We start from the raw sequence: 24,957 nt of genomic DNA on the forward strand, positions 1-24,957 counted from the left end.
CTATTGAGGTTCATATGCTAATAGCAACAAATCCGTATAGCGGAGAAAAAATCGGTAGTTTCCCGACCCTGGATAAAAATGAAATGTATGCTCGCATTGGTGAGGCAAACATGGCTTTTGCCGATTGGAGTGATCGCAGTTTTGCTGAACGGGGTGACGTGCTCCGGGCAGTTGCCAAACAATTACGTGCAGAAAAACATGATTTGGCACAACTGATGGCATTAGAGATGGGCAAGCCCATTAAAGAAGGTGTACCAGAAGTTGAAAAAGCGGCGTTCTGCGCGGAATTTTATGCCGATAATGCCGAAAAATTTCTGAGCCGTGAAACCATCGAATCGGATGCATCACTCAGTTATGTTTGTTATCAACCCTTGGGAACCTTACTAGGTATCCTGCCGTGGAATGCGCCCTTATGGCTGGCATTTCGTTATCTGGCACCGGCGTTGATGGCGGGTAATACCTGTGTAATGAAACATGATCCAAATGTACCGCAAACGGCACAGGCAATTGCCAATGCCTTTTTAAAAGCCGGTGTACCGGAAAATATTATGGTGAATCTGCCATTGGAAACCCCTGAAGTGGAATTAGCAATTCGTGATCCACGGATTATGGCTATTTCATTTACCGGTTCTGGTGGTGCTGGCAGAAAAGTCGCTGAAATGGCGGGCAGTGAAATAAAGCCCTGTGTATTGGAATTGGGTGGTTCGGATCCAAGCATTATTCTGGCAGATGCAGATCTGGAAACAGCGGCCGATGTGGTCTGTCTTTCACGTGTGATTAATGCCGGTCAATCCTGTATCGCCGCCAAACGCATTATTGTCGAAGCAGAAATTTATGATCATTTTGTTGAATTGCTTTCAGCGCGATTGAGCAAATTGCAATTGGGTGACCCATTGCAGCCAAATACCGATATCGGCCCGATTGCCCGTAAAGATCTGCAATTGAATTTACATCGGCAGGTTGAAGAAACGGTAGCCGCAGGTGCCAAATGTCTATTGGGAGGCGAACTGCCGGATACTAACGGGTTTTTCTATCCGGTCACTTTATTGACTGATGTTACGCCAACCATGTGTGCGTTTCGAGAAGAAACTTTTGGTCCGGTTATGGCGGTAATAAAAGCAGAAGATCACGAACATGCACTGGAAATGGCTAATGACACCGAATATGGATTGGGCGCCAGTGTCTGGACTAAAAATGCTGAGTTAGCCACCCATTTGGCGATGCAACTGCAATCAGGACAAGTCGCGATCAATGGCATCGTCAAAACCGATCCTCGCTTGCCTAGCGGAGGCATCAAAGGTTCAGGTTATGGGCGTGAACTGGGACCGCATGGAATTCGTGAGTTTGTGAACGCCAAACAGGTGTGGATTAAATAATTTGATAAAAAAGGGGTGACACAACGTTGTTCACCCCCTTTAATTTAGCGTTGCTGAATTTGCGATGCGAGTTGTTCTGCAAGCTTATCCAAATTGCTGCCCAATGCCCGAACCAGTGCGGGGTAACCATCGGAAGCCAGGGTAGTTTCAATATTGAATGGGGCAATAACGAGTAGTTTTCCCTGACTGTCTTGCAGTTGCCACTGACCACTGGTCACGGCATTGCCATTAAAATGCCCCTGAAACTGTTCAATCTCCAGCTGTAAAGTTAATGCATTCTGGTTCAATCCACGGCTATCCGATACGACCAATCGATCCGGGAGCTGTGAACTCAAACGGTTACGCAGACCACGGCGAATTTGTTGGGCCAGATTTTCCGCCCAAAGATTTTCCCGTGCCTGGTGCAAGGTAATATCGTCCAGTTGCAGCACAATGCGATCACTATCAAGAAATTCTGCCAAACGGATCGAGCCGATGACTAAAACCTGCTCAGCATTGGTTGAAACCTGTGTTGTGGCTTGCGTAGTTTCTGGCAGGTTATAACGCTCTGTATTAACAGTTTTGGTGGCGCAAGCCACCAAAATTAGCAGAAGCAGAGCGCTCAATAACGATTTAAAGAATGTTAATAACATGGGGCATCCTGATTATTCAGTCGGGGCTCTAGGTAAAGGATCGCTGCTGTTACGACGATCAAAAATCAATGCATTGGGTTGTTCGCCCAAAGTGCGGGCAACGGGTTGAATATCACGCAGTAATTTTTCCAGTCGTTGCAGGGTGCCGGTCATCTCCTGATAGGCTGATGAGTCAGGTGACAAGCCTTGCAGCGTGGTACGAATTTCTGCCAATGTCTGATTGATATTGGCAGGAATTTCCTGGGTTTCTGAAGCATTGACTAATGTCTGAATGCTGGCTGTCAGATCACGGATTTCTTTCAGCATGGTTTCAGAGCTTTCCAGATTACGATCCATGCCGGTTAAAATTGGCTCGACTTCCAGTTGATTGAGTTTATCCAGCAAATTCGATACCTTCAGTTCAATTTGCGCCAAGCCTGTTGAACTGGTTGGCAGAACCTGATGGCCTTCGAAGGTTCTGGCAACGAATTCATAGGTACCATCACGCTGGAAGTTAAGATCAACAAATAATGAACCGGTCAGCAGATTGCCTGATTTGAGTGTGGCTCTTAATCCGGCATTCAGCATGCGATCAAACCGCGCCTCCCATTCCTCAATATTTACTTTTTCTTTGCCACCAAGGCGTTGAGGTTCCAGACGAATCAAAACTGGTATAGCAAAGCCACTCTGGGCATTACGCTCCGGCGAAGTAAATTTCCACGGCACACTGGAAACGGTACCAATACGAATGCCACGAAACTCCACTGGCGCGCCTTTAGAAAGCCCGCGAACGGTATCTTCAATTAACAATACGTATTCCAGATATTGGGTATAGGCTTCCTGACGTGCACTTTCTTCGTCGCCATATAAGGTATAAACACTGTCAGCCTGTGCAGGTGAGCCCACCGGTAAATCTTCCAGCACGCCAAACGTCACACCACCGCCTAATAAAGCTTCCAGTGATGCGATATTGACCTTGAAGCCTTCAGAATCCAGTTTTAAATCGACCCCACTGGCGGACCAGAAACGTGTGCCTTCGGTGACCAGAACATCATAAGGACTTTCAATAAATAACTGATGGCGCATTTCACGACGTTCACTATCAAATTCGGCGCTTTCAACACGACCTACATTGAATCCCTGGTAGGTGACGGGATCACCAACACGCAATGAGTTACCCAATTGGCTGATAAGTTTGATACGTAAACCTTGTATACCGAGCGTGGAAATGGGTGGTTGTTCCAACACCATAAACTCACGTTCTTCGATGTTACTTTCTCCGGGTTGAAGTTGAATATAGGCTCCTGAAAGTACCGTATTAAGTCCGCTTATACCTTCACGACCAATTCGCGGTTTGACTACCCAGAAGCGAGAATCCTCGACCAACATCGGCTCAGCTTCTGGATTAATACGGGCAATAATCAAGGTATGGGTTAAATCATCGGATAAACGAACCTGTTCTACCTGACCAATATCCACATTGCGTGTTTTGATCATGGTCTTACCGGCTTCGATACCTTCTGCATTGGCCATGGTTAAGGTGATTCTCGGCCCAATGCGAGTGTAATTGTCGTATATCAGCCATAAGCCGATCAGCAGAGCCACAATCGGCACAATCCAAATCGGCGAAAATCGGGATTGTTTTCCGGATTTGGCTCGATGTGGATCGACGACTTTTTCTTCAGCGGTGATAGGTTCATCACTCATTAATGGTTTCCTTGGACTGCTTTTTGATTGATGTTTGGGGGGAATCCCAAATCAACCGTGGGTCAAAAGTCATTGCGGCTAACATGGTTAGAATCACCACCGCACCAAACGCCAATGCTGCTGGACCGGGAGTGATCGACATTAAATTGCCGGCTCTAATCAACGCCACCAGTATAGCCACAACAAATAAATCTACCATGGACCAACGGCCAATAAATTCCGTAACGCGATATAACTTGGTTCGGGTGCTGGCTCCCAGTTCGTTACTTCTACGTACCACAAGTGATAACCAGATTAACGCAAGTATTTTGCCCACCGGGACGATAATGCTGGCAAACAATATAACAGCGGCAATCGGCCATGAGCCTTTTTCGATCAACTCTATCACTCCGCCAATAATGGTGGCAGGGTTACTTTGCCCCAGCAGAGTAGTGGTCATAATGGGATACACATTTGCCGGAATATACATCACGATCGCAGCAGCTAACAGCGCCCAGGTTCGTTGTAGGCTGTGCGGTAAACGAAGATGTAATGGTTCGCCGCAGCGGCGGCAATGACCATGGCCCGACTCATCCACTTCGTTAATCAAGCCACAGGTGGAACATCCTGCCAGACCTTGAGAAGCTGCTGTTTCCGCTGTACGTATACCCTTCGGAGCCTGCGGTTCGCCCGCCAGTGAAAACCACATCCAGTCAGCATCAATGGAGCGGGTTGTCATTAATAACAGAATGGCAAAAGCACAAAATGCCCAGAATGAAACGCCTAATACAATCTGCGCCATACCGGCAATTTTAATCAGGCTGACCAGCGCCGCGATAATAAACACATCAGCCATCATCCACGGGTTCAGGTGAGTGAGTGATCGGGCAATGCCTCGACTGAACGGAAATGGTGCGCCACGTAACAGCCCCAGTTGTAACCAGATTACTCCGCATAGATAGACTGCTGGCAACACAATTATGGTTAACGCAACAATGATCGCCACCAGTGGTTGATGAAAACCAATCATGCTGGTGGCGGTTTGGGTGAGCTCGATATTGTTACCAATACCTCTGGCTTCAAAGCTGACAAACGGAAACGATATCGCCAGAATAAGTGCGATCAATGCACTTATAGCTAATGCCATGCTGCGTTGAGCAGGGCGAAAATGTCGGCGTACCAATATATGGCCACAACGAGGGCATGTAGCGTGTTCGCCACCACGTAACGCAGGTAAAACCACGACCCAGTCACACTCATGACAAGCACGCATTCTGCGTAGTGAAATGCGGCTTTCCGGTGAATACGGAGCAATATCAGCAGGTATGTTTTCGATTGTAGCGGGTTGCTTCAAATCAGTTTTCCGTGACGTCGTTCATGTAAGGAAAGGCGATAGCTGGCATTATACGCATTGGCAATAGATATGTTGGGCATCAGTAGACAGATAGGAAATTCAGCTCTGTTTATATGACCTTTAATTAAAAACGATGTTCATTTATTGCCTGTTTGGGGTGTATTCATACACTGAAAAACTGAAATGGATGTTAGTTAACTAGGGCTTGTTTATCTTTCATATCCACCACTGCTGGCGGCTATTTTTGTGTCCGACAAGGCGGAAAGCACGCCGTGTAGTTCTTCCTACATAAGTGATTGACAACACAGTCGGCCGCAAAAATAGTCCCAGCCTTACGGGTTGTGACTGAAAAAGTATCACTTATGTCCACGGATGGACTGTATGCCGGCGCGCCAGGGAGGCGCGCGCCGGTCTGCGTTGCTCGTCGCTTATTTAGAACAACTAAAAGGCGCTCTTCGTGCCTTGATTGATACTTTTTCAGCTCACAACAGAGGCGGAGATGAAAGATAAACAAGCCCTAATACTGCATCCACTGATTTATCTAGGAGAGAAAGAAGTGAGAGATATTCTGTTTTTTGATTCGATGTTAACGCCAAAAATCATTACGTTGGTTTACTGGTTGTTGTTAGTAGCGGTAGTGGTTTCAGGCATCGGAATGATGTTCTCTGGTGGTTTTGGTAGTTTCCTTATGGGAATATTTACCATGCTTGCAGGTGCTGTGGGTGCACGTATCTGGTGTGAACTGCTAATCGTACTATTCAAAATCAATGAAAACATGAAAAAAGTAGCGGATAAATAATTCCCACAAAAAAGGGCTCGTTTAGAGCCCTTTTTGACTAATGCGAGTGTCGACTTCTTAGACTTTCTTAACAAACTGCGATTTAAGTTTCATCGCACCAATGCCATCAATCTTGCAATCAATATCGTGATCGCCGTCAACCAGACGAATGTTTTTGACCTTGGTTCCGACTTTTACCACTAGCGAAGAACCTTTCACTTTCAGATCTTTGATAACTGTTACGGTATCGCCATCCTGTAAAACATTGCCATTGGCATCATGAATCTCATCTGAACTTTCACCATTGTCTGTCGCCGTATCTGCCGACCATTCATAAGAACATTCCGGACAAATCAGGATACTTCCATCTTTGTAGGTATATTCGGAATCACACTTCGGACAATTGGGTAAATTGCTCATTTCAAACCTCAGACTGCGTTGACATAGCGCGCTATAGTACGCCAGCAGGCAGTTTTTTGCTGATAAATGAGCTATAAAACATTAAAACCATTCTCTAAGTAAAGGTTGCCAGGTCATTACGAAAAAATGTTATTTGGCTTGCTTGTAAGCCTGTTCCAGCTGAAAAACGTTCAACTTATTCATTGTCAGTAATGTAGACATTACTGCCGGAGCACGCTGTTTATCCTGCAACATTTTATCCAGCATCGTCGGTACAATCTGCCAGCACACACCAAATTGATCCTGAACCCAACCGCATTGCAATATCCTGCCGCCATTGACCAGCAATCTATCCCAAAGTAGGTCGATTTCAGTTTGATTCTCACAGCTTACTAACAATGACATCGCATGATTAAAGGCCACATCAGCCCCGCCATTCAACGCAATAAATTGCTGCCCTTCAATCTGAAAAGTGATCGATAGCACCGAACCTTCAGGACCCGGGCCGGCACTGTTGTAATACAGGCGATCAATTTCTTCACCACCAAAAACCGAAAGATAAAACTCAACGGCTTGCTGAGCATTGTCGTTAAACCATAAACAGGGCCTGATCTTTTGCATATCAGTTTCCTTTGCCACCGCTGCTATTGTGTTCAGTCTGCAATTCACGCACGGGGCGAATTTCAATGCTGCCGTATCTGGCGGGGGGAATATTGCCGGCCAATTGAATGGCTTCGTTAATATCCCGCGCTTCCAGCAGATAAAATCCGGCCAGTTGTTCTTTGGTTTCAGCAAAAGGCCCATCGGTCACTGTCACTTTGCCATTGCGGACGCGAACAGTCGTGGCCGTTTCGACCGACTGCAACGCTGAACCATCCAGCATATGACCACTGCTTTGCAGTTTTTCACCACAGGCCATGCATTCCTGATTCAGGTTGTCCCATTCCTGTTGGGACATCGCGTTCATAATATTTTCCTGATAATAAACGAGTGCCAGATATTTCATCTCAAGCTCCTTCAATACATTGACCGCAATTAATCATCCATGGTGTGCCAAAACGGTCTACCAGCATGCCAAACCGTTTTGCCCAGAATGTAGGCTCAAAAGGCATTTGCACCATGCCGCCTTCGGTCAGTTGATTAAAAGTGGTTTCTGCCTGCTGTTCATCTTCAAAGGCAATCTGTACATGAAAACCTTGCGGCTTTTCAAACATACCAGGAGGGCAATCCGATCCCATTAACATCCAATTGCCGACTTGGAGAGAGACATGCATAACCTTGTCAGTGAACTCGGCAGGCATTTCATCCGCCATCGGTGATTCACCTCCGGTCATCATCATGACAATATCTCCACCCAACACTTCGGCATAAAACTCAAAAGCTTCACGGCAGTTGCCATCAAATAACAGATAAGTGCTATTGGATAGCGGTTGTTTCCGCAGTTTTTGGTCAAGTTCAATATGTTTCTGTAGCCCCGGGCCATCAGCAAAATCGCTCATTTCATAAAGCTGTCTGAGTTCCAATTCAACATTGCCATCAGCATCTTCAACCGGCCAGCGTTTGGCCCAATCCAGTGCTTCCTGTTTTGAGTTGACTTCAATAATGGTAAAGCCAGCCAATAATTCTTTGGTTTCGGTAAACGGACCATCAGTGACGATTGGCTTGCCTTGTTGAAATTTAATACGGGCTCCTTCCGCAGACGGTTTTAAACCTTCACCGGCTCGTAAGATGCCTGCCTGCGCCAGTTGTATATTGTAGTCACCCATCGCGGATAATAAAGCTTCACTGGGCATTACGGCATTTTCGGTATCTTTATCGGCCTTGCGTAAAATCATAAATTTCATTTTGGTCTCCTTACCATGATGTTTCGGGTGTCAGATGGAACATGGCGGTGCCGGTTGTCATATCAAAGGGCAATGAAAAATGCTCATGCACAATCAGCCATTTACCGGCATTTTTCTGATAAACCTGAGTGCCCCGAACCCAACCGACCTGTTCTTCGCCGGTTTTTTCATCAATACCACCACATTGATTGAGAAAAAAACACACTGCCAGATCGCCATCGACTTTGATATCAATCTGGCCGATTTCAAATTTAGTCATGCTGCACATCTGTAAGCAGTGTTGCCAGTGCGTCTGATACTTGCTGCGATTGGTAAATTGCAGTTCAGCAATCGCATCAAATGCCCGGACATCTTCAGCATAATAAGTCATGATTTTTTCAAGGTTCTGGCTGAGAACAGCCTGTTTCCAGTTTTCCAGTTGTTGTTCAACTTCAGTTTTCGCGTTCATTTATCTCTCCTGTTTAAAAGGCTCATAGGTTGGCCTTATTAAGTAGTCGAATAAAAAATGACTAAATCGACAGCAAGGGAATAATTTTTGAATAAAACTGATTTTAACTTTAGGACGGAGAGGGAAGTTCAGCTAACCGCCGTTGCAGAAAACGCTGTTCAGGGACTTGTTGAGTTAACGCAAGCGCCTGCTGATAAGCGAATCGTGCCGTATCGTACTGTTGCAGACGTCGACATAAGTCAGCTTTGGCGGCATAAATCAGATGATAGTGATTAAGTTCTCCCTGCGTCAGCAATACTTCGATGAGGCTTAAGCCAACTTCCGGTCCTTCGAACATCGCGGTCGCCACTGCCTGATTCAATCTGATAACGGGTGAATCGTTGTATTGCAATAACGCATCATAGAGCCCCACTATCTGTTGCCAATCGGTCTGCTCAAAGGACTTGGCTTCTGCATGCACAGCAGCAATAGCAGCCTGTATGGTAAACGGGCCAAATCGTTGGTTTGTCAAAGCCAGAAGCACCAGCTCGCAGCCTTGCTCAATCTGTTGTTGATCCCATAAATCACGGTTCTGATCTTCCAGTGTAATCAGTTCGCCATTGGCATCCACCCGTGCGTGTCGTCTTGAGTCTTGCAACAACATCAATGCCAACAAGCCCGTTACTTCCGGTTCTGGTAACAATTGTTGTAATAATCTGCCAAGCGGATAGCTTCGCTCGCCAAATCATGTTTAACCAGCAGATCACCATTGCTGGCGGAGTAGCCCTCATTGAATACCAGGTAAATGACCTGTAATACGGATTGTAGTCGTTCAGGCAGTTGTTCTGCTGTTGGCACTTCATAAGGAATCGCTGCTTCACGGATTTTATTTTTGGCGCGGACAATTCGTTGGGCAATAGTGGTTGGTTTCTGCAGAAAAGCCCGGGCGACTTCTTCGGTGGTCATGCCACAGACTTCACGTAACGTCATTGCCAATCGAGCTTCTTCGGCCAATGCCGGATGACAACAGGTGAATATCAGTCTTAATTGATCATCTTCAATCTGCTGCTCATCCAGCAAGGTATCTTCTGCGGCCAGTTCGTCAGTGATGGTATCAATAGAATAATCAAAACGTGCCTGTCGGCGTATTTGATCAATGGCCTTGAAACGAGCCGTGGATATCAGCCAGGCACGCGGATTATCTGGAACACCATCGACTTCCCATTTCTGCAGTGCAATTGCAAAGGCCTCCTGCATGGCTTCTTCGGCCAAATCAAAATCACCCAGCAAGCGGATTAATGTACTAAGAATCTGCCGTGACCCTGTGTGATAAATTTGATCGAGCAACGGTTTCATATGTGCACTTGAAAACGGGTTTTAATTAACCCAACCGACCTTTTACAGATTTTATAAAAGCTTGCTGAATCGGCATGTCACCCTGATATAACTCTTCAATTTGATTCACCGTTTCCGAATGATCCAGGCATTGCAAAATGCAGGCTGCAACATCTGCACGAGAGATAAATTGTTGTTCTTGATCTGTTGGGCGAGTGGTGGTGATTGTGCCGGTTAATGGGCCATCGGTTAATTTGCCGGGGCGCAGAATGGTATAGGGCAGATGGCTTTCAATAAGGTGTTTATCGGCGAAATGTTTGCAGATGTTGTAATGCTTGATAGCTGGCGTGCCGTGTTCGGGATCGCCTGCATCGCGGGAGCTGACCATAACAAATTGCATAATGTTATGTCGTTTTGCCTTGTCAATTACTTTACAGGCTCCCCATAAATCCACCAGGATGGTTTTATCGGCACCGGTTTTACCACCTGAACCGGCTGTAAATACAACCTTGTCACAATCGGCAAATGCTGCATCTGGCAAGTCGGCTTCCAGATCGGCTATCACAACTTCAGCACCCATTTTTTCAAATTCGGCAGCTTGTTCTGCTTTGCGGAGCATAGCTTTAACGGGCAGTTTTTGCTCAGTCATCATTTGAATTAATAGCTTGCCGATTTGACCATTAGCACCGATCACAAGTGTTTTATCCATCTCTATCTCCTTTGTCTAAGACAAGGAATGAACTAGCAAATTAATAAAACAGAGTATGACGAGTATCAGGCAGAACTCAAGAGGGGGAAAATGGGGATGGGATGTACCGCCACCCATAATGGATGGCGGTAAAAGCTTTTTAAGCTTCGCGTGAAGACTGGTAATTTTGCAAAAAGGACTGTAAACCTTGCTGAACTAAATCGTAGGTTTTATCGATATTGCTGGCGATATCACCTTGCAACACATTCAATCCACTGAGAATGTCACGAGCTTCTTTAAAGCCCTGATCGATACCACCGCCAATGACTTTTACAAATGATTCCAGAGCTTCATCAAGTGACATATTCTGCCGGGTGCTGTAATAGGCATCAAAAAATGCGGTGCTCATTTGCACGATACGTTCCGAGGTGGCTTCCGGCGATACATCAATACCTTGGTCGTAGGCTTTTTGAATAGCATTATCACCAAACTCGGCTTTTAAAGAATCATTGATACCTTCCAAAGCGGTTTTGTACAGCAAAGCCATCGCACCATCGCCATTAGCTTCACTGATGTTGAACGACACTTTTAGAATAGACAGGTTTAGCTCACTGTTGGAATCGGCAACAGAAAACTTTTTGTCCTGCGCCATAGCGGAAATCTGCTGGCCCAAGGGAACATCCTGCTTATTGACGGTATCCTTTGCCATTGAGCTGACGGTTTGGCCGAACGGGGCAGTATTAATAGTCATATTATTGTCCTCAAATGGAACTACACTAAGGTTAGCGGCGCGCTAAATATGGACTTTAATTTTAATTTGCAGCATCGCTGAAAGCTTTCTCTGCTTCGCGAATTGGTGCCAAGGCCAAGCACCAGCCGATAACCATAAATACCAGCATTCCCATTAGGATGGCCTCAAATTGCACACCACCATCAATTAAAAAACCTAAAACAGCAGGAGCCAGACCCGTGGAAAACACCATAAAGGCTGATTTGACACTGCGTACCCGGCCCAGATGTTCTCGTCCCCATAGCACAACTAGCAAACTATCAACCACTGGCGAAGACATGCCAAGGGAAATACCGGCTCCGATCATTAAAATTAGAATGCCAGCATTACCACCGATCAAAACCGCCAGAATGATCGATAACGCAAAAGGGATTAAATAGAGTCTTGCCAACAACGCTACGCCCCATTCATCAACCCAACGACCACCTAATAATGAACCGGGAAAACGAGCAATACCCATCGCCGTTAAGCCCAACGCATAGGCTGTTGTGGAGGCATTTAAATCCATTGTCATTTGTGCCTGGAAAATAAAAATACCAGTTAGCGTGACGGGCAACGCCATGGTCAGTGGAATAATCAGCCAAAACCTTTTTTCCAGCATGGGGTTGGGGCCTTTAATTTTGTTGCCGCTACTGTCTCGTTTGATTTCCGGTGCCTCGGGCCAAGGCGCCATAAACAATAACAACAGCCAAATCAAAAAAATAACCGCCGCTACTGCCCACCAGATTTGCTGCCAGCTCAACCAGCCAATCAATAAAGCGATTATTGGCGCTAAGATAATTTCACCCAATGGCATACCCAGACTGACCAAGCCCAGAGCCCGACCACGATTGATGGTAAATTCACGCCCGGCCAACGTGCTCCCAAAATGCGTCATCAAACCTTGGCCGCACAATCGAACCAAACCCAAGCCGATAACCGCGGGAATCAACCAAGGCGAAGTCGTCAATAAAATAACGCCGCTAAGTAATGCTGTCAGAACCAACAAGGCATAGCGGCGGGGAGCAATCCAATCCAATTTCTGGCCGTAATGTAATACCAAAAAACCACTCGCCATAGTAAGCGCGGCATATACGGCACCAAATTCGCCAGTTGATAAATTTAATGAGTTCGCAATATCTGCCTGAAATAGACCGATAAAAAAACTTTGTCCAAGATTGCCGGTAAACAGCGCGACAAATCCAATGGCCAACAGACCAAACTGGTTACGAATCAAACTGAAATAATTGTTTGCTTGAGGAGAAGACATAAATTCCGGGTTTTAAAGTTGGAGTAGGTGGCACCGATAGAGGTGTTAGAGCCTAATTAATCTAAAAGCTCAATAGAGAAAATCATAGATTAGCTCAATGTTTCAGGCGAATCAGGGCCAAGGTTGAATCAGCATTATCTATAAAATATAAAACAGTAATAGAGTAAGCCAGGCCAGTAGCATCAATGTTGGAAAGGCAAAACTCATAATTAGGGAAACACTGCCTTTACGCAGTAAAAAGTATTTTTTACGGACCTCAAAAACGCTTTCGACTCGCTTATCAACATCTATCAGACGTTGCATGCTTTCATTTTCAACTACATAGGTCAACGCATTCAAATAGAGCCATAACAGTGAAATGGCCAGGCCAAGCACTATAACCACCCAAGCCGGATAAAAAATATCCTTACCAGCCGATAAACTCAGAGCGGTAAATAGAATCGATTGAAACACTAGTAAAATCTGATTACGTTGGGCGATAGCCTGTACTTCAAATTTTGTAAGATCGTAGTAAAACTGTTGATCTTTTTCAGTCTTGTCTAACACCTGGTCGGTTTTACTCATCAATGCGCCCCTCATGACAAGTTTTCAGTGTCGATTTTAATCCTAAATCTATTCCAATAAATAGATTTATAACAAATGGTTAAATACGCAGCAGATTTTGAATAATTTCGTCTTCAGTTTTACCTTGGGTGCGCAAGTTGTAATAGTACTGACAAAGTGCCGAGAAGCTATGCGGAGTCTGTAAGGTTGGAAGTTTGGTGAACCATTCCAATCGATCTACCGCGGTTTCAGTAATGCGATGTTCTAGCAGCATATCTTCCAGTTGAGCTGCCCGGTTAGCAATCATTCGGTGACTTTCATCAAACCGGTCAGCCGCGATAACCAGCAATTCTGCGGTACGTTCAATTTCCGCTTTTTCATCGGTCACTTCAGCATGGCTGCGTTTCACTAACCATTCCTGTGGAGACATTTCTACTTGTCCGTCCAGCCATAATGGAATTGATGTTTCATCAACAACCGCCACGGCATCCATTTGTGGGGCATTCTCTTGGTCACATCCCGCCAGTAAGAACATAAAAGACAAACAGAGGATTAACTTTAAAGATGAAAATGAGACGGTTCGAACAAACATAAAGACTCCAATAGTGTTTTGCCGGAGAACGGCAACCATTGGGCATAGTAGATCCCTATGGCTAAAAGCACATCAGAGTTCGTCCTGATTTATTAAGGAAGATATCCCAGATAGTGAATTTAGTCTGGTAAATTGGATTCTGGCTTTGATTTTTTATTTTTATTGAAGAATCGTGGATTTCTAACAATAAATGCCCAGATCCAGCGTTCGAGAAAAGATTTAGCCTCAGCCTTTTTTAAATAACCATATCCAAGCACGGAAATAATCAAAGCTCCAATTGCATCAACGATTAGGTCATACATTGTGTCAGTTAATCCGGAGTCATCACTGAACATGGGCTTTTGCATATTAGTGCCGAAAATCTGATCCATTGAGAATTCAAATATTTCCCATAATGCCCCCATACCCAGAGCAAACATGAAAGCAAAAAATGCCACGAAACCTGGTTGCATATGCATATGGATGCTGTCATTTTCGTTCATCAAATAGACTAAAAGAAAACCGGTGATGCCAAGCAAAAATCCGGAAGTAGTATGTAAGGCAATATCCCACCACCAAAACTTGGTGTAATAACCATGAACTTCGCCTAAAAAAATCGACGCAAAGATAAAGCCGATAGCCATTAACTGAAATACCGAAGGTACATGCACATTAAACTTTTTGGCTAACAATATGGGAAATAGGGTAATGATAATGATGCCAGTGGTAATAACGGCATTTAGCCATTGTTGTTCCCAAATTGCCCCGGCAAGCCCGACAAATAACAGAAACTGTAATACCAGTGTGAGTCTTCGTGGCATGGATTTACTGGGCATAGAGGCTCCGGAGTATTCGCAATTAATTCAGTTATCAACTGTCTAGGTTTTATTGATCTTTCAAAGCACGTAAAGAGGCAACTCTAAAAGGCCAATATACCCTAGGTCTGACAGGAATCAGACATTGAGATTCCTATAACTTAAGGTTGTTCAGCAATAATCTCAATTTGGCAATCAAATGACAGGTGCCCTGCAGGATGTTTTCGACTTTTCAGCGGTTAATTTTTCTTATGATATTTTTGCCTACGCAGGTTATTGCCGATCAAATCATTATTTTCCGGCATGCACTTGCGCCTGGTGTAGGCGACCCTGAAGGGTTTGAACTGAAAAATTGTCAGACCCAACGAAATTTGTCTGAGCAAGGTCGTCAGCAAGCCATCGAGATGGGCAATAAACTGCGGCAAATGGGTGTTAAAGAGGCAGAAGTGTTTTCCAGTGAATGGTGTCGTTGTCTTGAAACAGCTGAATTATTAGGCTTTGGTTCACCACAAAAACTGCAGGCTTTGAATTCATTTTTTCATCCAATCAATCGAGGTTTGAAAGACCAGTTTCTGCAAGACTGGCAGGCACATATTGTGGAGTATAAAACCGATAAGCCGCGCATCTATATCACTCATCAAGTCAATATTTCTGGTCTGTTAGACACATTCATGTCTTCCGGTGAAGGTTTGATAGTTGGAGTCAATGTGACTGGAGATATTGAGGTCATATCAATTTTGCAATGAACCCTTAAGGCCTGTTAGAGTCATTAAAAGGGACATCATTATCAGTCTAGTCTCTGAAATCATCGCTATTCTGTAAAAAACTACCTGCATTATCTTCAAGCCTGTATGGCCGACAATCAGATATAAACAATCAAATAGAGGAGATCTCGGCATCGTGAGGATTTTTGATTTGAAATGGAAGTTCAGCTTATTTCTGCTGACAACATTGTTATTAAGCATCAGTGCGACGGAAATCGTTGTTGCTGAAACTACTGCCACAACAAATAACCAGGCACATTATTCGGCATTGGCCGATACACTGGAAAACGAGCAATCGCGAGAAAAACTCATTGCTGAATTACGTGATTTGGCTGCGGCAGCTGGAACAATGGAGCAAGATGCTGAATCAGTCAACTTAGTGGCTCAACCTACTTTTGCCAGGCAGATTGCTAATAAAACCCAATCAATTGCTCAGGAGATTGTTTCGACAATTGGCGCAGGATTTTCAGCCTTATCTTCTATTGGTTCAGGAGACGAAAGTACATTTGACCTGCAGCATATGCTGGATGAGATTTTCATGCTGTTAATGGTCATTGCCAGCACATTATTAATGTTTTATGTGCTGCGTAGTTTAGCTCGTCACGCCTTTCGACGAGCCAATAACTGGGCGGAAGCGGATGGAGAGTATCCGGTTTTCGAAAAATCAGTGCCATCTTATTAGCAGCCGTAGTTGATTTATTGACGGTTGCTTTGGCCTGGGTAGCCGGTTATGCCGTGGCATTGTTTGCCATTGGCAGCAACGGTGAGATGAATGTCAGTCAGTCGTTGTTTCTAAATGCGTTTTTAGCAATTGAAATTTTCAAAGTGATATTACGCACGGTATTTGCCGGTCGTGATGATGCTTTACGTTTGTTGCCAATCTCAGCAGAAAGTGCAACCTACTGGCATATCTGGTTGACACGTCTGACCAACTTCATTGGTTATGGCATGTTACTGGTAGTGCCATTAGTTAACCTGAACATTAACCCTGTGGTGGGGCAATTAGTAAGCGTGCTGGTGGTATTAAGTGCCTTTATTTATGCGGTTGTGGTCATCATGCAAAACCGCATTTCAGTTAAACAGCGATTGTTATTCCATGCCCAACAGGCTACGTTTAGTTTTTCCCGTGTCAGTCTTGGCATCCTGGCGCGAAGCTGGCATGTTTTGGGTATTGTGTATTTTGCCGTGTTAGCTACCACCTTGCTATTGCGTCCGGAAGATGCTTTGCCGATGATGCTAAAAGCTACGTTCCAGACCATTCTGGCATTAGTAATTGGTGGTGTAGTGGCAAAATTCATGGCCAAAACCATTGGCCGTCCAGTGCATGTTTCCGATGATTTACGGATGCGTTTTCCTTTGCTGGAAGAGCGGGTCAATGGTTTCGTGCCAAACATTTATAAAACTCTGCGAATTTTGTTAGTCATTATTGTTGCAGCCGTGATTCTGGATGCCTGGGGTATTTTCAGTCTTTCGGCATGGCTGGCTTCCGATGCGGGGATGCATACTATCGGCACAGTCATTAGTGTTGCGGCGATCCTGCTTGGTGCAATGGCAATCTGGATCGGCTTAGCCAGCTGGATTGAACATCGTCTTAATCCTAATGATGAAACCCAATTGCCTACGGCCAGAGCCAAGACATTACTGACGATTTTCCGTAATGCAGCGGCAATAGCTTGATTATCATGACGGTGATGATTGTGCTGGCAGAGATTGGCGTCAATATCGGACCGTTATTGGCTGGTGCCGGTGTACTGGGTCTGGCAATAGGTTTTGGTGCCCAGAAACTGGTGCAGGATGTGATTACTGGTGTGTTTATTCAAATGGAAAATGCCATTAATACCGGTGATATTGTCACTGCTAGTGGCATTACCGGTACCGCTGAAAAACTCACTATTCGTTCGTTAGGCTTACGTGATTTGTCCGGTACTTATCACATGATTCCGTTTTCATCAGTTGATACCGTGTCCAACTTTATGCGTGAATTTGCCTACCATGTGGGTGAGTACGGTGTTGCCTATCGTGAGGATACTGATCAAGTGATTGTGCATCTGCGCGAAGCATTTGCAGAGTTGATGGCGGATCCGGAGCAGCGTGAAAAAATTCTGGTGGATGAACTGGAAGTGCATGGCGTGACAGCCTTGGCGGATAGCTCGGTGAATATTCGGGTAAGAATCAAAACATTGCCGGGTACCCAATGGGGTGTTGGCCGTGCTTATAACCGCTTGGTCAAGCAGCATCTGGATGCGGCAGGAATCGAAATCCCATTCCCGCATATGACCATTTACTTTGGACAGGATAAAGATGGTTCGGCACCGCCGGCCCCATTAAAAATGGTGGGCGGTTCTGACCAAGCTATTCAGCTTGAACAGAAACCTGAAAAAACAGATAACTCAAAATCTTCAAAAGCCAATCCCAAAGATAAAGAAGATTTTGACGAAGAGCATTAGGCTTTAATTGAAGCACCCTGCTGAGAGCAGCAGGGTGTTTTTTTATCTAACCACTGATGCGTTGCCGAATCAGGTGTTGCATATTGCGCGGGCCGGTACAGTTATCACATTCATTTAGAGCCTTTTGCAAAGCGGAATCAGCTGCCTGGTAATCCTGTTTTAAATACAGCAGCGTGGCGGTCATCAACGGGGCATTTTGATAATTATCCAACAGATCATCGAACACCAATTGCAAACCGGGGTCGGCGCTGAAATAACGCAATTCACGAGTATCAGCCTTTAAAGCTAAATCTAATGCCCAAACAGCCTTCTCCGGTTCTCCTTGTAATGCCGTCGCCAAGGCGAAGCCAATTTGTGGCAGAGAAGCATGGGGATTTTTACTCGATTGTGCTTTAAAAGCGTTGATGGCATTAGCTGCTTCATAACGCGATAACGCTTCCCAACCATCCGCAATGGCATGACGGGGTAGAGCGTTCGTTTGTGTCACCACATTAGGTCGACTACTGGCATAGCTTCTGACTGGAGCAACGGTTTGATAACTTTGTGAGTAAATTAGTGGCGCTACGATGGTGATGTTACTGCCTCGATAGCCGTAATAACCTGAGCGATGGCGTGGCCGGGTGGTGTCGTAATGCCGATAGTGAGGTTTGTACATGGGGTAGCGATGACGATTCAGTCGCGGATCCAGTCCAAAAGAACGATGGCCCGTAATACCAGCTGAGGGATGGCGATAATGGCGGTGACCTGAGAAACCAGAATGAGGTCGATGATGCAGATTCTGGCCGAGTTGCACATTGACCGACACATCTGCATAACTGGTTTGGCTTGGCATTAAAACCATTAAACCGGCCAGCAGTATGGTGGTAAATAGAGGGATAAACAGAGTTTTTAATAATGACATAGCCATTACCTCGCAATTGGCTGGCTGATGCAAATCAGACTATCCGTCAGATAGTTGGTTCAATGCCAGAGATCGAAACTCAGGTAAAGCAATGTTTCAGCGAGCTTTTTGGTATCATGCTCGCTTTCTTTCCTTCTTTAAAGCTCCCCATGTCTGCTACTGATTTTTCATCGTTAAATTTACCTGCTGAACAACTGGCCGTTCTTGATTCACTTGGTTATAAGCAAATGACTGCTGTCCAGGCACAAAGCCTGCCGTTAATTCTGCAAGGCAAGGATGTCATTGCTCAAGCCAAAACCGGCAGTGGTAAAACGGCTGCCTTTGGTATTGGTCTGTTACAAAACATCCAACCGGATTTCTTTGCTGTTCAAGCGCTGATTATTTGTCCAACCCGAGAGCTAGCCGATCAGGTCGGTAAAGAATTACGTCGTCTGGGTCGTGGTATACCGAATCTTAAACTGGTGATGTTATGTGGTGGTAAACCTCTGGGTCCACAAATTGCGTCATTAGAATACGGCGCACATATCGTCGTTGGTACACCGGGGCGAATTCAGGATCACCTTAAAAAATCCACACTCAAATTGAATAAAGTCAAAACCGTGGTGCTGGATGAAGCTGATCGCATGTTGGATATGGGCTTTGTTGATGCGATGCAGGAAATCATTGGTCAGACGCCAAGCTCCAGACAAACCTTACTGTTTTCCGCGACGTTTCCCGACGGTATCAAACAGATCAGTCGCACTATTCAGCGGGAACCGACAAGAATTACTGTTGAGTCACAACACCAGCAAACGGTTATTGATCAGCTGTTTTATGAAATCAAAAAAAATGAACGTAACAATGCTTTGATCATGTTATTTCAGCACTATAAACCTAAGAATGCCATTGTGTTCTGCCACACCAAAATACAATGTGATGAAGTCGCTGAGATGCTAAGAAATAAAAAAATCGATGCTCAGCCGATTCATGGTGATTTGGAACAACGTGAACGGGATCAGGTTTTAGTTCGCTTCGCCAATCAGAGCTGTCCGGTATTAGTTGCTACTGATGTGGCCGCACGCGGTCTGGATATCAAAGCGATTGAAATGGTGATCAATTATGAATTACCACGTGATCCGGAAGTGTATATCCATCGTATTGGTCGAACTGGTCGGGCAGGGGAGTCTGGCTTGGCAATGAGTCTGGTGGCCGAAGCTGAAGTGCACGCATGCTGGCGATTGAGAAATATCAGAAGAAACCATGTCGCTGTGATGTGCCAGCTTCGCTGGATCGTGATGATAGTTTTACCCTTGAAGCCGAAATGGTGACCATACAGCTAGATGCAGGCCGTAAAAACAAACTTCGTCCCGGGGATATTCTGGGTGCCTTGACTGGCGATGCGGGTTTGGACGGAGCCGATATTGGCAAAATTGATATCTTTGATATGTCGAGTTATGTAGCGGTAAGCAAATCAGCCTTGCGTCAGGCAATGAATTATCTGGCGGATGGCAAAGTCAAAGGCCGTGCTATTCGCGCTCGAAAGATTCGTTAAACTTTGTGAGGATTTAGTTTGTAGTCCTTGATTTGATAATGAAAACAGATACCCTTTGAGTTAAATCCTTAACGAGTTTTGCTATGACTGACTTGATAAACGATGTCCCTACAGTAAACGATGTTTACAAAACTCTGCTGGAATCGACCAAAGCGATTCCGTGGAAAATTGACTGGGCAACATTGCAATTTACCTATATCGGTCCGCAGATTGAGGAATTGCTGGGCTGGGAACCGGCTAGCTGGCAAACAGTTGAAGACTGGGCGACTCGAATGCACCCTGAAGATCGTCAGTGGGTAGTCGATTATTGTGTTTCGCAGTCTCAATCCGGTATCGATCACGAAGCAGATTATCGGGCCCTGAACAAAAGCGGGGACTATGTGTGGATCCGTGATGTAGTCCATGTGGTGCGAAAACAAAATGGTCAAGTAGATTCATTAATCGGGTTTATGTTTGATATCACCGAGCGTAAAAAAACCGAACAGGAACTGTTCAAGCTTCAAAAAGAGTTGGAAGAACTGTCTTTCAAAGATGGCTTGACCGGTGTAGCAAATCGTCGAATGTTTGATAATGTTATTGAAACCGAATGGCTTAAGGCTCGGCAGAATAAACAGCCCTTGTCATTGATCGTTATTGATATCGATTTTTTCAAAGAATATAACGATTGTTATGGTCATTTGCAGGGTGATGATTGTCTGAAGCAGGTTGCTACAACCTTGAATAATGTTGCCGCACGATCCCGGGATTTTTTTGGACGCTTTGGTGGCGAAGAGTTTGTGATGTTGTTACCGGAAACAGATAATAATGCCGCCTGGTCCATAGCAGAGCGTTGTCGGCAGGCACTTTTCAAAAAACAGATTCCTCACGACCGCTCAAAAGTCAGTCAATTGCTCACCATCAGTCTTGGAGTCAGTACCATGATCCCATCGATAAATGATGAGCATAATGAATTGATCGATAGAGCAGATAAACAGCTCTATCAGGCCAAGCAAAAAGGCCGCAACTGCATTCAGTCTGCTTAACGAATCAAAGATTGCCGCAGGCGCGATTCGCTGGCACAGCCACATCCATCATTTTCGGATTGGGCAAATTCAGGTTATCCATGATTTTTTTGTATTCAATAACATCTTTCACTTGTAAGCGCGGGTTATGTTGGCGTTCTTCACCGATGGTGCTGACCATCCAGCCTTTATAATCATGCGCCGGATAGACCCAAGTTTCCTCTGGAAATTTCAATAACTTGTCGAACAGACTGTTGTATTGATCTATGGCACTGCCATTTTGAAAATCCGTTCGACCAGTGCCACGAATCAATAAAGTATCGCCAGTGAACAGATATTGTTGCCCTTCATGGTTCAATACAAAGCTGTAAGAATCATCAGTATGTCCAGGCGTGTGTAAGGCGGTGAGCACAATTTTCCCCACCACGACTTCACTGCCATCATGAAAACTGTCGTTGGCACATGAAGAATTTGCCTGTTGTCCCATATAGGTTTCACACCCGGTAAGTTCACGCAGTTTGCCAAGCGCCGTAATGTGATCAGCATGAGTATGCGTATCCATCGCCACTTTGAGCGTTAAACCAAATTCGTTTAATAAGCGTATATAGCTTTCCGTTTCGTCAATCACCGGATCAATTAATACAGCTTGTTTGGTATCGGTATCTGCAATCAAATAACTGTAGGTAGATGAGTTTTTTTCAAAAAGTTGTCTGAATAACATACTGATGATTTGCTCCTATGTTGTATGCAGAAAAAACAGCGTTATGGCCATTATTAATAGGGCGATGGCAAAGATTTTTTGTAAAAGGGCATTGGCTATTTTGTGACTGATAAGTTGACCCGCGTACATACCGGCCAGTCCTCCGGTAATCAGCCAGGCCAGTGATTCAAATGGGAGATAATTGATCTGTCCAAACGTGAGATGTGAAATAAACCCTGTACTGCTGATCACAGCGATAACAATCAAAGATGTACTGACGGCCTGTATCATGCTGACCTGGCTCAGTAACAGCAGTAACGGAATAATTAAAAAACCGCCTCCCACACCAAATAAACCGGATAACAAGCCAACCAAAAAGCCGCCCAGCAATAATCCACTCATGCAGCGTGGGCGTAATTGAAATTCTCCGGTCGGACTAAACTTACACAGCACGCCGGTGGCGTTTTGCAATGATAGATGGCTGCTTCGAACTACTTTGCTGGCTTCCGGCATTGTTGTTGCTGAAACCCACATGCGAATAGCGATAATGACTGCCAACAGGCTAAATCCAGTCACCAGAACCGTCTCACTTAACCTGATGGCTAACATTTGTCCTAACGGAGCCCCCAACATTCCGCTAACGGCTAATAAAGCAGCTGGTTTCCATAAAATCGTTTGATTACTGAAATTTCGGGCACTGCCATACAAGGTAACCGCAGCAACGGCAGCTAACGATAACGTTACGGCCTGATGGATTGAAACGCCGCCCAGCATAATCAGTAATGGCACAGCAAACACTGAACCACCAGCCCCGGTAAGGCCAAGCAATAAACCAATCACAATGCCAATTATCAGCAACATCGAGATTATTTATTCCAGGGCATTTTTGCGATGATTAAGCCCATTGCACAGCTATCGGTAATACCAGAAAACATCAGACCAGCGCCGACAAATCCTGACAAGGCAAACCAGGCTGAATGCACAGCAAATCCAAGAATTACGCCGCCTAATACCAAACCTCCCGCAGCAATGCGAACTTGGCGTTCGATAGAAATAGCTTTTCCCTGTGTGATCACCCAGTCAGCATTCATCTTCTCAACGGCCTGAATACCGCCCTCAATCACCACTAACGATTGGGAAACTTGCCCATCAATCTGTTTGGCGGCAGTTTCGGCACGTCGTCCTGAATGACATAACAGGTAGATCTTTTCCGGTTGTGTTGTTTGCTGGTTAATTACCTGTTGGAATGATTCCGTGGTGAAGCTCTGCAATGGCAAATGAATGGCGCTGGGTAAAGCTTTTGCCTTTAGCTCGGCAGTGGTTCTGACATCGACAATGCATAGATCGGCGGGGGTATTATTTAAAAACACAGATTTGGGTTTTTCGATGGAATAACTCATGATTTTTCTCCACATGAAGAAGTTTGATATTCAGGACAGTACAGAGATTGCAAAACGGCGATGATGCGCAGCGCGGCATCGCCATTAAGCCGGTAATAGACGGTTTGCGAATCTTTGCGTGTTTTGACTAATTCAGCATGACGCAGACTGGCAAGGTGCTGTGATAATGCTGACTGACTGAGCGGTACCAGATGATTTATTTCACTGACGGCCAGCTCCTGGTTTCCCAATGCACATAAGATCATCAGCCGGTGCTCGTTGCTCATTTGCTTCAGCAAATCAGCCGCTTTTTTGGCATGGGTTTGCATCTCGTGCATATCAGGAAAAGATTGGGGAGCTGTGCTCATGGTGTGTCCTTGCAAAAAATATGAAGCAAGTATATCAGTGTTATCTAAATTAGATAGATCTAAATTAGTAGTTGATGATGTTTAATGCTGATGTCTGAATAATTAATGGGGCAACTGAAAGGAAAGCTGGCGTTCAGGGCGCCAGCTGTTAAAGTTTTAGTCTATTTTTACGAATTCGCTGACGGGTATGTCTGACATGACTTTTTGTAGATCATTGCCGCTTAATGCCAGTGCATAGCCTAAAACGCCACTGCCAATAATCACCTGATCGAATTGAAATGCACTGTTATCAGCTAAAACCGTAACTGTTTCAGGCAAAGCAATGGGAGGAACGGCACCGACTACATAACCAGTGGCTTCTGAGACTTCATCAAACTCAGCCATACGCAGTTTTTTCTCGCCAAGTTGCTTACGAAGTGCAGCCCAATCGGCACGTCCACCACCGGCTACTGCCAGCAGGCAAAAAAGACCCGAACCGGTTTTAAATAACAGACTGCGAACCACGGAATTGGGATCACGACCCTGACTAGACAGTAACTCTTCCAGATTACGGATTGGTTTTTTATCTTCACTTAGTGGTATTTCAACCACTTCGAAGGTAACAGCGTGCTGAGTTAATAATTCAGTGACTGGCGAGCTGATAGTCTGGCTCATGGATTCTCCATCAAGTTGATTCAAAAATATTTACTGTAAGGATTTATCACTGAAACTGTCAAAACATGAAAGTAAGCAACCCCAAAACCATAAAGACAGAACTGGCCGCATAGCGCGCTGCATTTAGTGGTAACTTTTGCATCAACTGGTTACCGAATAATACAACTGGCACATTTGCCAGCATCATGCCAATGGTTGTGCCCAATGTAACAAGAAAGAACTGCTGGTATTGGGCGGCCAGAATAACGGTGGCGATTTGCGTTTTGTCACCAATCTCGGCCAGAAAAAATAATACCAGCGTCGCAACAAATGCCCCATAACGATTCAGTTTTGAAGAAGCATCTTCTTCTTTATCGGGAATTAATATCCATAACGCGACAGCGATAAAACTGATGCCGATCAGTAATTGTCCAGTTTGCGGAGAAATAAACTCAGTGATCCAGACACCCAGCCAGGCTGAGAGACCGTGATTAAGCAGGGTAGCGACTAAGATGCCGAAAATGATGGGAATGGGGGCACGGAAACGTGCGGCCAGGAATAACGAAAGGAGTTGGGTTTTATCACCGATTTCCGCCAGAGCAACGGTGGTGGTTGAGACAAAAAAAGCTTCCATGATTTGGGTACTCAGGCGGGGTAAAAACCAAAGGCAAATAACAACTACCCGCCTATGGAGTTGTTATTTGCCTCAGGTCTTGCCAATGCCATTCTAGCGAATGACACGAACCTGCCATGTGTCTTGAGGACAC

General features: G+C 45.1%; 28 protein-coding genes and 2 pseudogenes. 8 read left to right on the forward strand and 22 right to left on the reverse strand.

Annotated elements, in window-relative coordinates; all coding sequences use genetic code 11:
• Nucleotides 1-14: 14 nt before the first annotated feature.
• The gene (locus tag A9E74_RS05620; RefSeq protein ID WP_069295670.1) at nucleotides 15-1,376 is read left to right on the forward strand and encodes an NAD-dependent succinate-semialdehyde dehydrogenase; all 1,362 of its coding nucleotides are present in this window, start codon (nucleotides 15-17) and stop codon (nucleotides 1,374-1,376) included.
• A gap of 44 nt (nucleotides 1,377-1,420) precedes the next feature.
• Here A9E74_RS05620 and A9E74_RS05625 read toward each other — a convergent pair whose 3' ends face one another.
• Genes A9E74_RS05625 through A9E74_RS05635 form a run of 3 tightly spaced genes read right to left on the reverse strand, consistent with a single transcriptional unit; the run spans nucleotide 1,421 to nucleotide 5,027 of the window.
• Nucleotides 1,421-2,008 carry a PqiC family protein gene (locus A9E74_RS05625; protein ID WP_069295671.1) on the reverse strand — a complete coding sequence of 196 codons (588 nt, stop codon included), beginning with the start codon at nucleotides 2,006-2,008 and terminating at the stop codon, nucleotides 1,421-1,423.
• 12 nt (nucleotides 2,009-2,020) lie between these two features.
• Nucleotides 2,021-3,694: an intermembrane transport protein PqiB gene (pqiB, locus tag A9E74_RS05630; protein ID WP_069295672.1), complete on the reverse strand. Its 1,674-nt coding sequence runs from the start codon at nucleotides 3,692-3,694 to the stop codon at nucleotides 2,021-2,023.
• On the reverse strand, nucleotides 3,687-5,027 hold the full coding sequence (locus tag A9E74_RS05635; RefSeq protein WP_069295673.1) for a paraquat-inducible protein A: 1,341 nt from the start codon (nucleotides 5,025-5,027) through the stop codon (nucleotides 3,687-3,689). The genes pqiB and A9E74_RS05635 overlap by 8 nt, the downstream gene beginning before the upstream one ends.
• A 499-nt stretch (nucleotides 5,028-5,526) precedes the next feature.
• Here A9E74_RS05635 and A9E74_RS05640 point away from each other — a divergent pair, with 499 nt between their 5' ends.
• The gene (locus A9E74_RS05640; RefSeq protein ID WP_245652067.1) at nucleotides 5,527-5,826 is read left to right on the forward strand and encodes a DUF4282 domain-containing protein; all 300 of its coding nucleotides are present in this window, start codon (nucleotides 5,527-5,529) and stop codon (nucleotides 5,824-5,826) included.
• A 57-nt stretch (nucleotides 5,827-5,883) separates the two neighbouring features.
• On the opposite strand, the gene A9E74_RS05645 is transcribed toward A9E74_RS05640, so the two are convergent.
• The 12 genes and pseudogenes from A9E74_RS05645 to A9E74_RS05700 form a co-directional block, all read right to left on the reverse strand.
• Nucleotides 5,884-6,225: a zinc ribbon domain-containing protein YjdM gene (locus tag A9E74_RS05645; RefSeq protein ID WP_069295674.1), complete on the reverse strand. Its 342-nt coding sequence runs from the start codon at nucleotides 6,223-6,225 to the stop codon at nucleotides 5,884-5,886.
• Between the two features lie 129 nt (nucleotides 6,226-6,354).
• Nucleotides 6,355-6,825 (reverse strand): VOC family protein, encoded by a 471-nt coding sequence (locus A9E74_RS05650; protein ID WP_069295675.1) that lies wholly within the window; start codon nucleotides 6,823-6,825, stop codon nucleotides 6,355-6,357.
• Nucleotide 6,826: 1 nt separating this feature from the next.
• The gene (locus tag A9E74_RS05655) at nucleotides 6,827-7,210 is read right to left on the reverse strand and encodes a YciI family protein (protein ID WP_069295676.1); all 384 of its coding nucleotides are present in this window, start codon (nucleotides 7,208-7,210) and stop codon (nucleotides 6,827-6,829) included.
• A gap of 1 nt (nucleotide 7,211) precedes the next feature.
• Nucleotides 7,212-8,048, reverse strand: a complete 837-nt coding sequence (locus tag A9E74_RS05660; RefSeq protein WP_069295677.1) for a YciI family protein — start codon at nucleotides 8,046-8,048, stop codon at nucleotides 7,212-7,214.
• A gap of 10 nt (nucleotides 8,049-8,058) precedes the next feature.
• Complete coding sequence (locus A9E74_RS05665) at nucleotides 8,059-8,496, reverse strand: YybH family protein (RefSeq protein ID WP_069295678.1); 438 nt, start codon at nucleotides 8,494-8,496, stop codon at nucleotides 8,059-8,061.
• Nucleotides 8,497-8,605: 109 nt separating this feature from the next.
• Nucleotides 8,606-9,831: pseudogene (locus tag A9E74_RS15055) on the reverse strand (RNA polymerase sigma factor).
• 25 nt (nucleotides 9,832-9,856) lie between these two features.
• Entirely contained in the window at nucleotides 9,857-10,519 is a 663-nt protein-coding gene (locus A9E74_RS05675; RefSeq protein WP_069295679.1) for an SDR family oxidoreductase, read from the reverse strand.
• Between the two features lie 139 nt (nucleotides 10,520-10,658).
• Nucleotides 10,659-11,249, reverse strand: a complete 591-nt coding sequence (locus tag A9E74_RS05680) for a DUF5610 domain-containing protein (protein ID WP_069295680.1) — start codon at nucleotides 11,247-11,249, stop codon at nucleotides 10,659-10,661.
• 61 nt (nucleotides 11,250-11,310) lie between these two features.
• Nucleotides 11,311-12,537, reverse strand: coding sequence for an MFS transporter (locus A9E74_RS05685; protein ID WP_069295681.1), 1,227 nt, complete (start codon nucleotides 12,535-12,537; stop codon nucleotides 11,311-11,313).
• A gap of 138 nt (nucleotides 12,538-12,675) precedes the next feature.
• A complete protein-coding gene (locus tag A9E74_RS05690; RefSeq protein ID WP_069295682.1) occupies nucleotides 12,676-13,101 on the reverse strand; it encodes a RipA family octameric membrane protein in 426 nt (141 codons plus the stop codon).
• Between the two features lie 79 nt (nucleotides 13,102-13,180).
• On the reverse strand, nucleotides 13,181-13,672 hold the full coding sequence (locus A9E74_RS05695; RefSeq protein ID WP_245652070.1) for a hypothetical protein: 492 nt from the start codon (nucleotides 13,670-13,672) through the stop codon (nucleotides 13,181-13,183).
• A 119-nt stretch (nucleotides 13,673-13,791) separates the two neighbouring features.
• Nucleotides 13,792-14,487 (reverse strand): DUF2238 domain-containing protein, encoded by a 696-nt coding sequence (locus tag A9E74_RS05700; protein WP_069295683.1) that lies wholly within the window; start codon nucleotides 14,485-14,487, stop codon nucleotides 13,792-13,794.
• 230 nt (nucleotides 14,488-14,717) lie between these two features.
• Between A9E74_RS05700 and A9E74_RS05705 the strand changes: the two genes are divergently transcribed.
• From A9E74_RS05705 to A9E74_RS14700, 4 genes are all read left to right on the forward strand, one after another.
• Nucleotides 14,718-15,212, forward strand: coding sequence for a histidine phosphatase family protein (locus tag A9E74_RS05705; protein ID WP_069295727.1), 495 nt, complete (start codon nucleotides 14,718-14,720; stop codon nucleotides 15,210-15,212).
• A 154-nt stretch (nucleotides 15,213-15,366) separates the two neighbouring features.
• Entirely contained in the window at nucleotides 15,367-15,912 is a 546-nt protein-coding gene (locus A9E74_RS14690; protein ID WP_245652071.1) for a hypothetical protein, read from the forward strand.
• Nucleotides 15,913-15,929: 17 nt separating this feature from the next.
• Entirely contained in the window at nucleotides 15,930-16,907 is a 978-nt protein-coding gene (locus A9E74_RS14695; protein WP_245652072.1) for a hypothetical protein, read from the forward strand.
• Between the two features lie 5 nt (nucleotides 16,908-16,912).
• Entirely contained in the window at nucleotides 16,913-17,677 is a 765-nt protein-coding gene (locus A9E74_RS14700) for a mechanosensitive ion channel domain-containing protein (protein WP_245652076.1), read from the forward strand.
• 46 nt (nucleotides 17,678-17,723) lie between these two features.
• Here the strand turns inward: A9E74_RS14700 and A9E74_RS05715 are convergent, their stop codons facing one another.
• Nucleotides 17,724-18,578 carry a hypothetical protein gene (locus A9E74_RS05715; RefSeq protein ID WP_069295684.1) on the reverse strand — a complete coding sequence of 285 codons (855 nt, stop codon included), beginning with the start codon at nucleotides 18,576-18,578 and terminating at the stop codon, nucleotides 17,724-17,726.
• A 149-nt stretch (nucleotides 18,579-18,727) separates the two neighbouring features.
• Between A9E74_RS05715 and dbpA the strand changes: the two are divergent.
• Together dbpA and A9E74_RS05725 are read left to right on the forward strand one after the other, a co-directional pair.
• Nucleotides 18,728-20,109: pseudogene (dbpA, locus tag A9E74_RS05720) on the forward strand (ATP-dependent RNA helicase DbpA).
• An 83-nt stretch (nucleotides 20,110-20,192) separates the two neighbouring features.
• Entirely contained in the window at nucleotides 20,193-21,131 is a 939-nt protein-coding gene (locus A9E74_RS05725; RefSeq protein WP_069295685.1) for a GGDEF domain-containing protein, read from the forward strand.
• Between the two features lie 4 nt (nucleotides 21,132-21,135).
• On the opposite strand, the gene A9E74_RS05730 is transcribed toward A9E74_RS05725, so the two are convergent.
• From A9E74_RS05730 to A9E74_RS05755, 6 genes are all read right to left on the reverse strand, one after another.
• Entirely contained in the window at nucleotides 21,136-21,831 is a 696-nt protein-coding gene (locus tag A9E74_RS05730) for an MBL fold metallo-hydrolase (RefSeq protein WP_069295686.1), read from the reverse strand.
• Nucleotides 21,832-21,846: 15 nt separating this feature from the next.
• Nucleotides 21,847-22,671 (reverse strand): sulfite exporter TauE/SafE family protein, encoded by an 825-nt coding sequence (locus A9E74_RS05735; protein ID WP_069295687.1) that lies wholly within the window; start codon nucleotides 22,669-22,671, stop codon nucleotides 21,847-21,849.
• A gap of 5 nt (nucleotides 22,672-22,676) precedes the next feature.
• Nucleotides 22,677-23,210: a rhodanese-like domain-containing protein gene (locus A9E74_RS05740; RefSeq protein WP_069295688.1), complete on the reverse strand. Its 534-nt coding sequence runs from the start codon at nucleotides 23,208-23,210 to the stop codon at nucleotides 22,677-22,679.
• Entirely contained in the window at nucleotides 23,207-23,557 is a 351-nt protein-coding gene (locus A9E74_RS05745; protein ID WP_084002965.1) for an ArsR/SmtB family transcription factor, read from the reverse strand. Before A9E74_RS05745 ends, A9E74_RS05740 begins: the two co-directional genes overlap by 4 nt.
• Nucleotides 23,558-23,713: 156 nt before the next feature.
• Nucleotides 23,714-24,211: an aminoacyl-tRNA deacylase gene (locus A9E74_RS05750; RefSeq protein ID WP_069295689.1), complete on the reverse strand. Its 498-nt coding sequence runs from the start codon at nucleotides 24,209-24,211 to the stop codon at nucleotides 23,714-23,716.
• 58 nt (nucleotides 24,212-24,269) lie between these two features.
• The gene (locus tag A9E74_RS05755) at nucleotides 24,270-24,824 is read right to left on the reverse strand and encodes a TMEM165/GDT1 family protein (RefSeq protein WP_069295690.1); all 555 of its coding nucleotides are present in this window, start codon (nucleotides 24,822-24,824) and stop codon (nucleotides 24,270-24,272) included.
• Nucleotides 24,825-24,957: the final 133 nt, after the last annotated feature.

It is taken from the genome of Methylophaga muralis (assembly GCF_001720165.1).
Lineage (GTDB): Bacteria > Pseudomonadota > Gammaproteobacteria > Nitrosococcales > Methylophagaceae > Methylophaga > Methylophaga muralis.

What these genes read in the sequence shown, in the direction of transcription:
- A9E74_RS05745 (WP_084002965.1), bottom strand. Translation starts at nt 23,557, where the DNA reads ATGAGCACAGCTCCCCAATCTTTTCCTGATATGCACGAGATGCAAACC.
- pqiB (WP_069295672.1), bottom strand. Translation starts at nt 3,694, where the DNA reads ATGAGTGATGAACCTATCACCGCTGAAGAAAAAGTCGTCGATCCACAT.
- A9E74_RS05655 (WP_069295676.1), bottom strand. Translation starts at nt 7,210, where the DNA reads ATGAAATATCTGGCACTCGTTTATTATCAGGAAAATATTATGAACGCG.
- A9E74_RS05680 (WP_069295680.1), bottom strand. Translation starts at nt 11,249, where the DNA reads ATGACTATTAATACTGCCCCGTTCGGCCAAACCGTCAGCTCAATGGCA.
- A9E74_RS05715 (WP_069295684.1), bottom strand. Translation starts at nt 18,578, where the DNA reads ATGTCATTATTAAAAACTCTGTTTATCCCTCTATTTACCACCATACTG.
- A9E74_RS05640 (WP_245652067.1), top strand. Translation starts at nt 5,527, where the DNA reads ATGAAAGATAAACAAGCCCTAATACTGCATCCACTGATTTATCTAGGA.
- A9E74_RS05740 (WP_069295688.1), bottom strand. Translation starts at nt 23,210, where the DNA reads ATGAGTTATTCCATCGAAAAACCCAAATCTGTGTTTTTAAATAATACC.
- A9E74_RS05665 (WP_069295678.1), bottom strand. Translation starts at nt 8,496, where the DNA reads ATGAACGCGAAAACTGAAGTTGAACAACAACTGGAAAACTGGAAACAG.
- A9E74_RS14700 (WP_245652076.1), top strand. Translation starts at nt 16,913, where the DNA reads ATGACGGTGATGATTGTGCTGGCAGAGATTGGCGTCAATATCGGACCG.
- A9E74_RS05685 (WP_069295681.1), bottom strand. Translation starts at nt 12,537, where the DNA reads ATGTCTTCTCCTCAAGCAAACAATTATTTCAGTTTGATTCGTAACCAG.
- A9E74_RS05620 (WP_069295670.1), top strand. Translation starts at nt 15, where the DNA reads ATGCTAATAGCAACAAATCCGTATAGCGGAGAAAAAATCGGTAGTTTC.
- A9E74_RS05750 (WP_069295689.1), bottom strand. Translation starts at nt 24,211, where the DNA reads ATGAGCCAGACTATCAGCTCGCCAGTCACTGAATTATTAACTCAGCAC.
- A9E74_RS05650 (WP_069295675.1), bottom strand. Translation starts at nt 6,825, where the DNA reads ATGCAAAAGATCAGGCCCTGTTTATGGTTTAACGACAATGCTCAGCAA.
- A9E74_RS05735 (WP_069295687.1), bottom strand. Translation starts at nt 22,671, where the DNA reads ATGTTGCTGATAATTGGCATTGTGATTGGTTTATTGCTTGGCCTTACC.
- A9E74_RS05660 (WP_069295677.1), bottom strand. Translation starts at nt 8,048, where the DNA reads ATGAAATTTATGATTTTACGCAAGGCCGATAAAGATACCGAAAATGCC.
- A9E74_RS05730 (WP_069295686.1), bottom strand. Translation starts at nt 21,831, where the DNA reads ATGTTATTCAGACAACTTTTTGAAAAAAACTCATCTACCTACAGTTAT.
- A9E74_RS05695 (WP_245652070.1), bottom strand. Translation starts at nt 13,672, where the DNA reads ATGTTTGTTCGAACCGTCTCATTTTCATCTTTAAAGTTAATCCTCTGT.
- A9E74_RS05675 (WP_069295679.1), bottom strand. Translation starts at nt 10,519, where the DNA reads ATGGATAAAACACTTGTGATCGGTGCTAATGGTCAAATCGGCAAGCTA.
- A9E74_RS05725 (WP_069295685.1), top strand. Translation starts at nt 20,193, where the DNA reads ATGACTGACTTGATAAACGATGTCCCTACAGTAAACGATGTTTACAAA.
- A9E74_RS05625 (WP_069295671.1), bottom strand. Translation starts at nt 2,008, where the DNA reads ATGTTATTAACATTCTTTAAATCGTTATTGAGCGCTCTGCTTCTGCTA.
- A9E74_RS05690 (WP_069295682.1), bottom strand. Translation starts at nt 13,101, where the DNA reads ATGAGTAAAACCGACCAGGTGTTAGACAAGACTGAAAAAGATCAACAG.
- A9E74_RS05700 (WP_069295683.1), bottom strand. Translation starts at nt 14,487, where the DNA reads ATGCCCAGTAAATCCATGCCACGAAGACTCACACTGGTATTACAGTTT.
- A9E74_RS05645 (WP_069295674.1), bottom strand. Translation starts at nt 6,225, where the DNA reads ATGAGCAATTTACCCAATTGTCCGAAGTGTGATTCCGAATATACCTAC.
- A9E74_RS05705 (WP_069295727.1), top strand. Translation starts at nt 14,718, where the DNA reads ATGATATTTTTGCCTACGCAGGTTATTGCCGATCAAATCATTATTTTC.
- A9E74_RS05755 (WP_069295690.1), bottom strand. Translation starts at nt 24,824, where the DNA reads ATGGAAGCTTTTTTTGTCTCAACCACCACCGTTGCTCTGGCGGAAATC.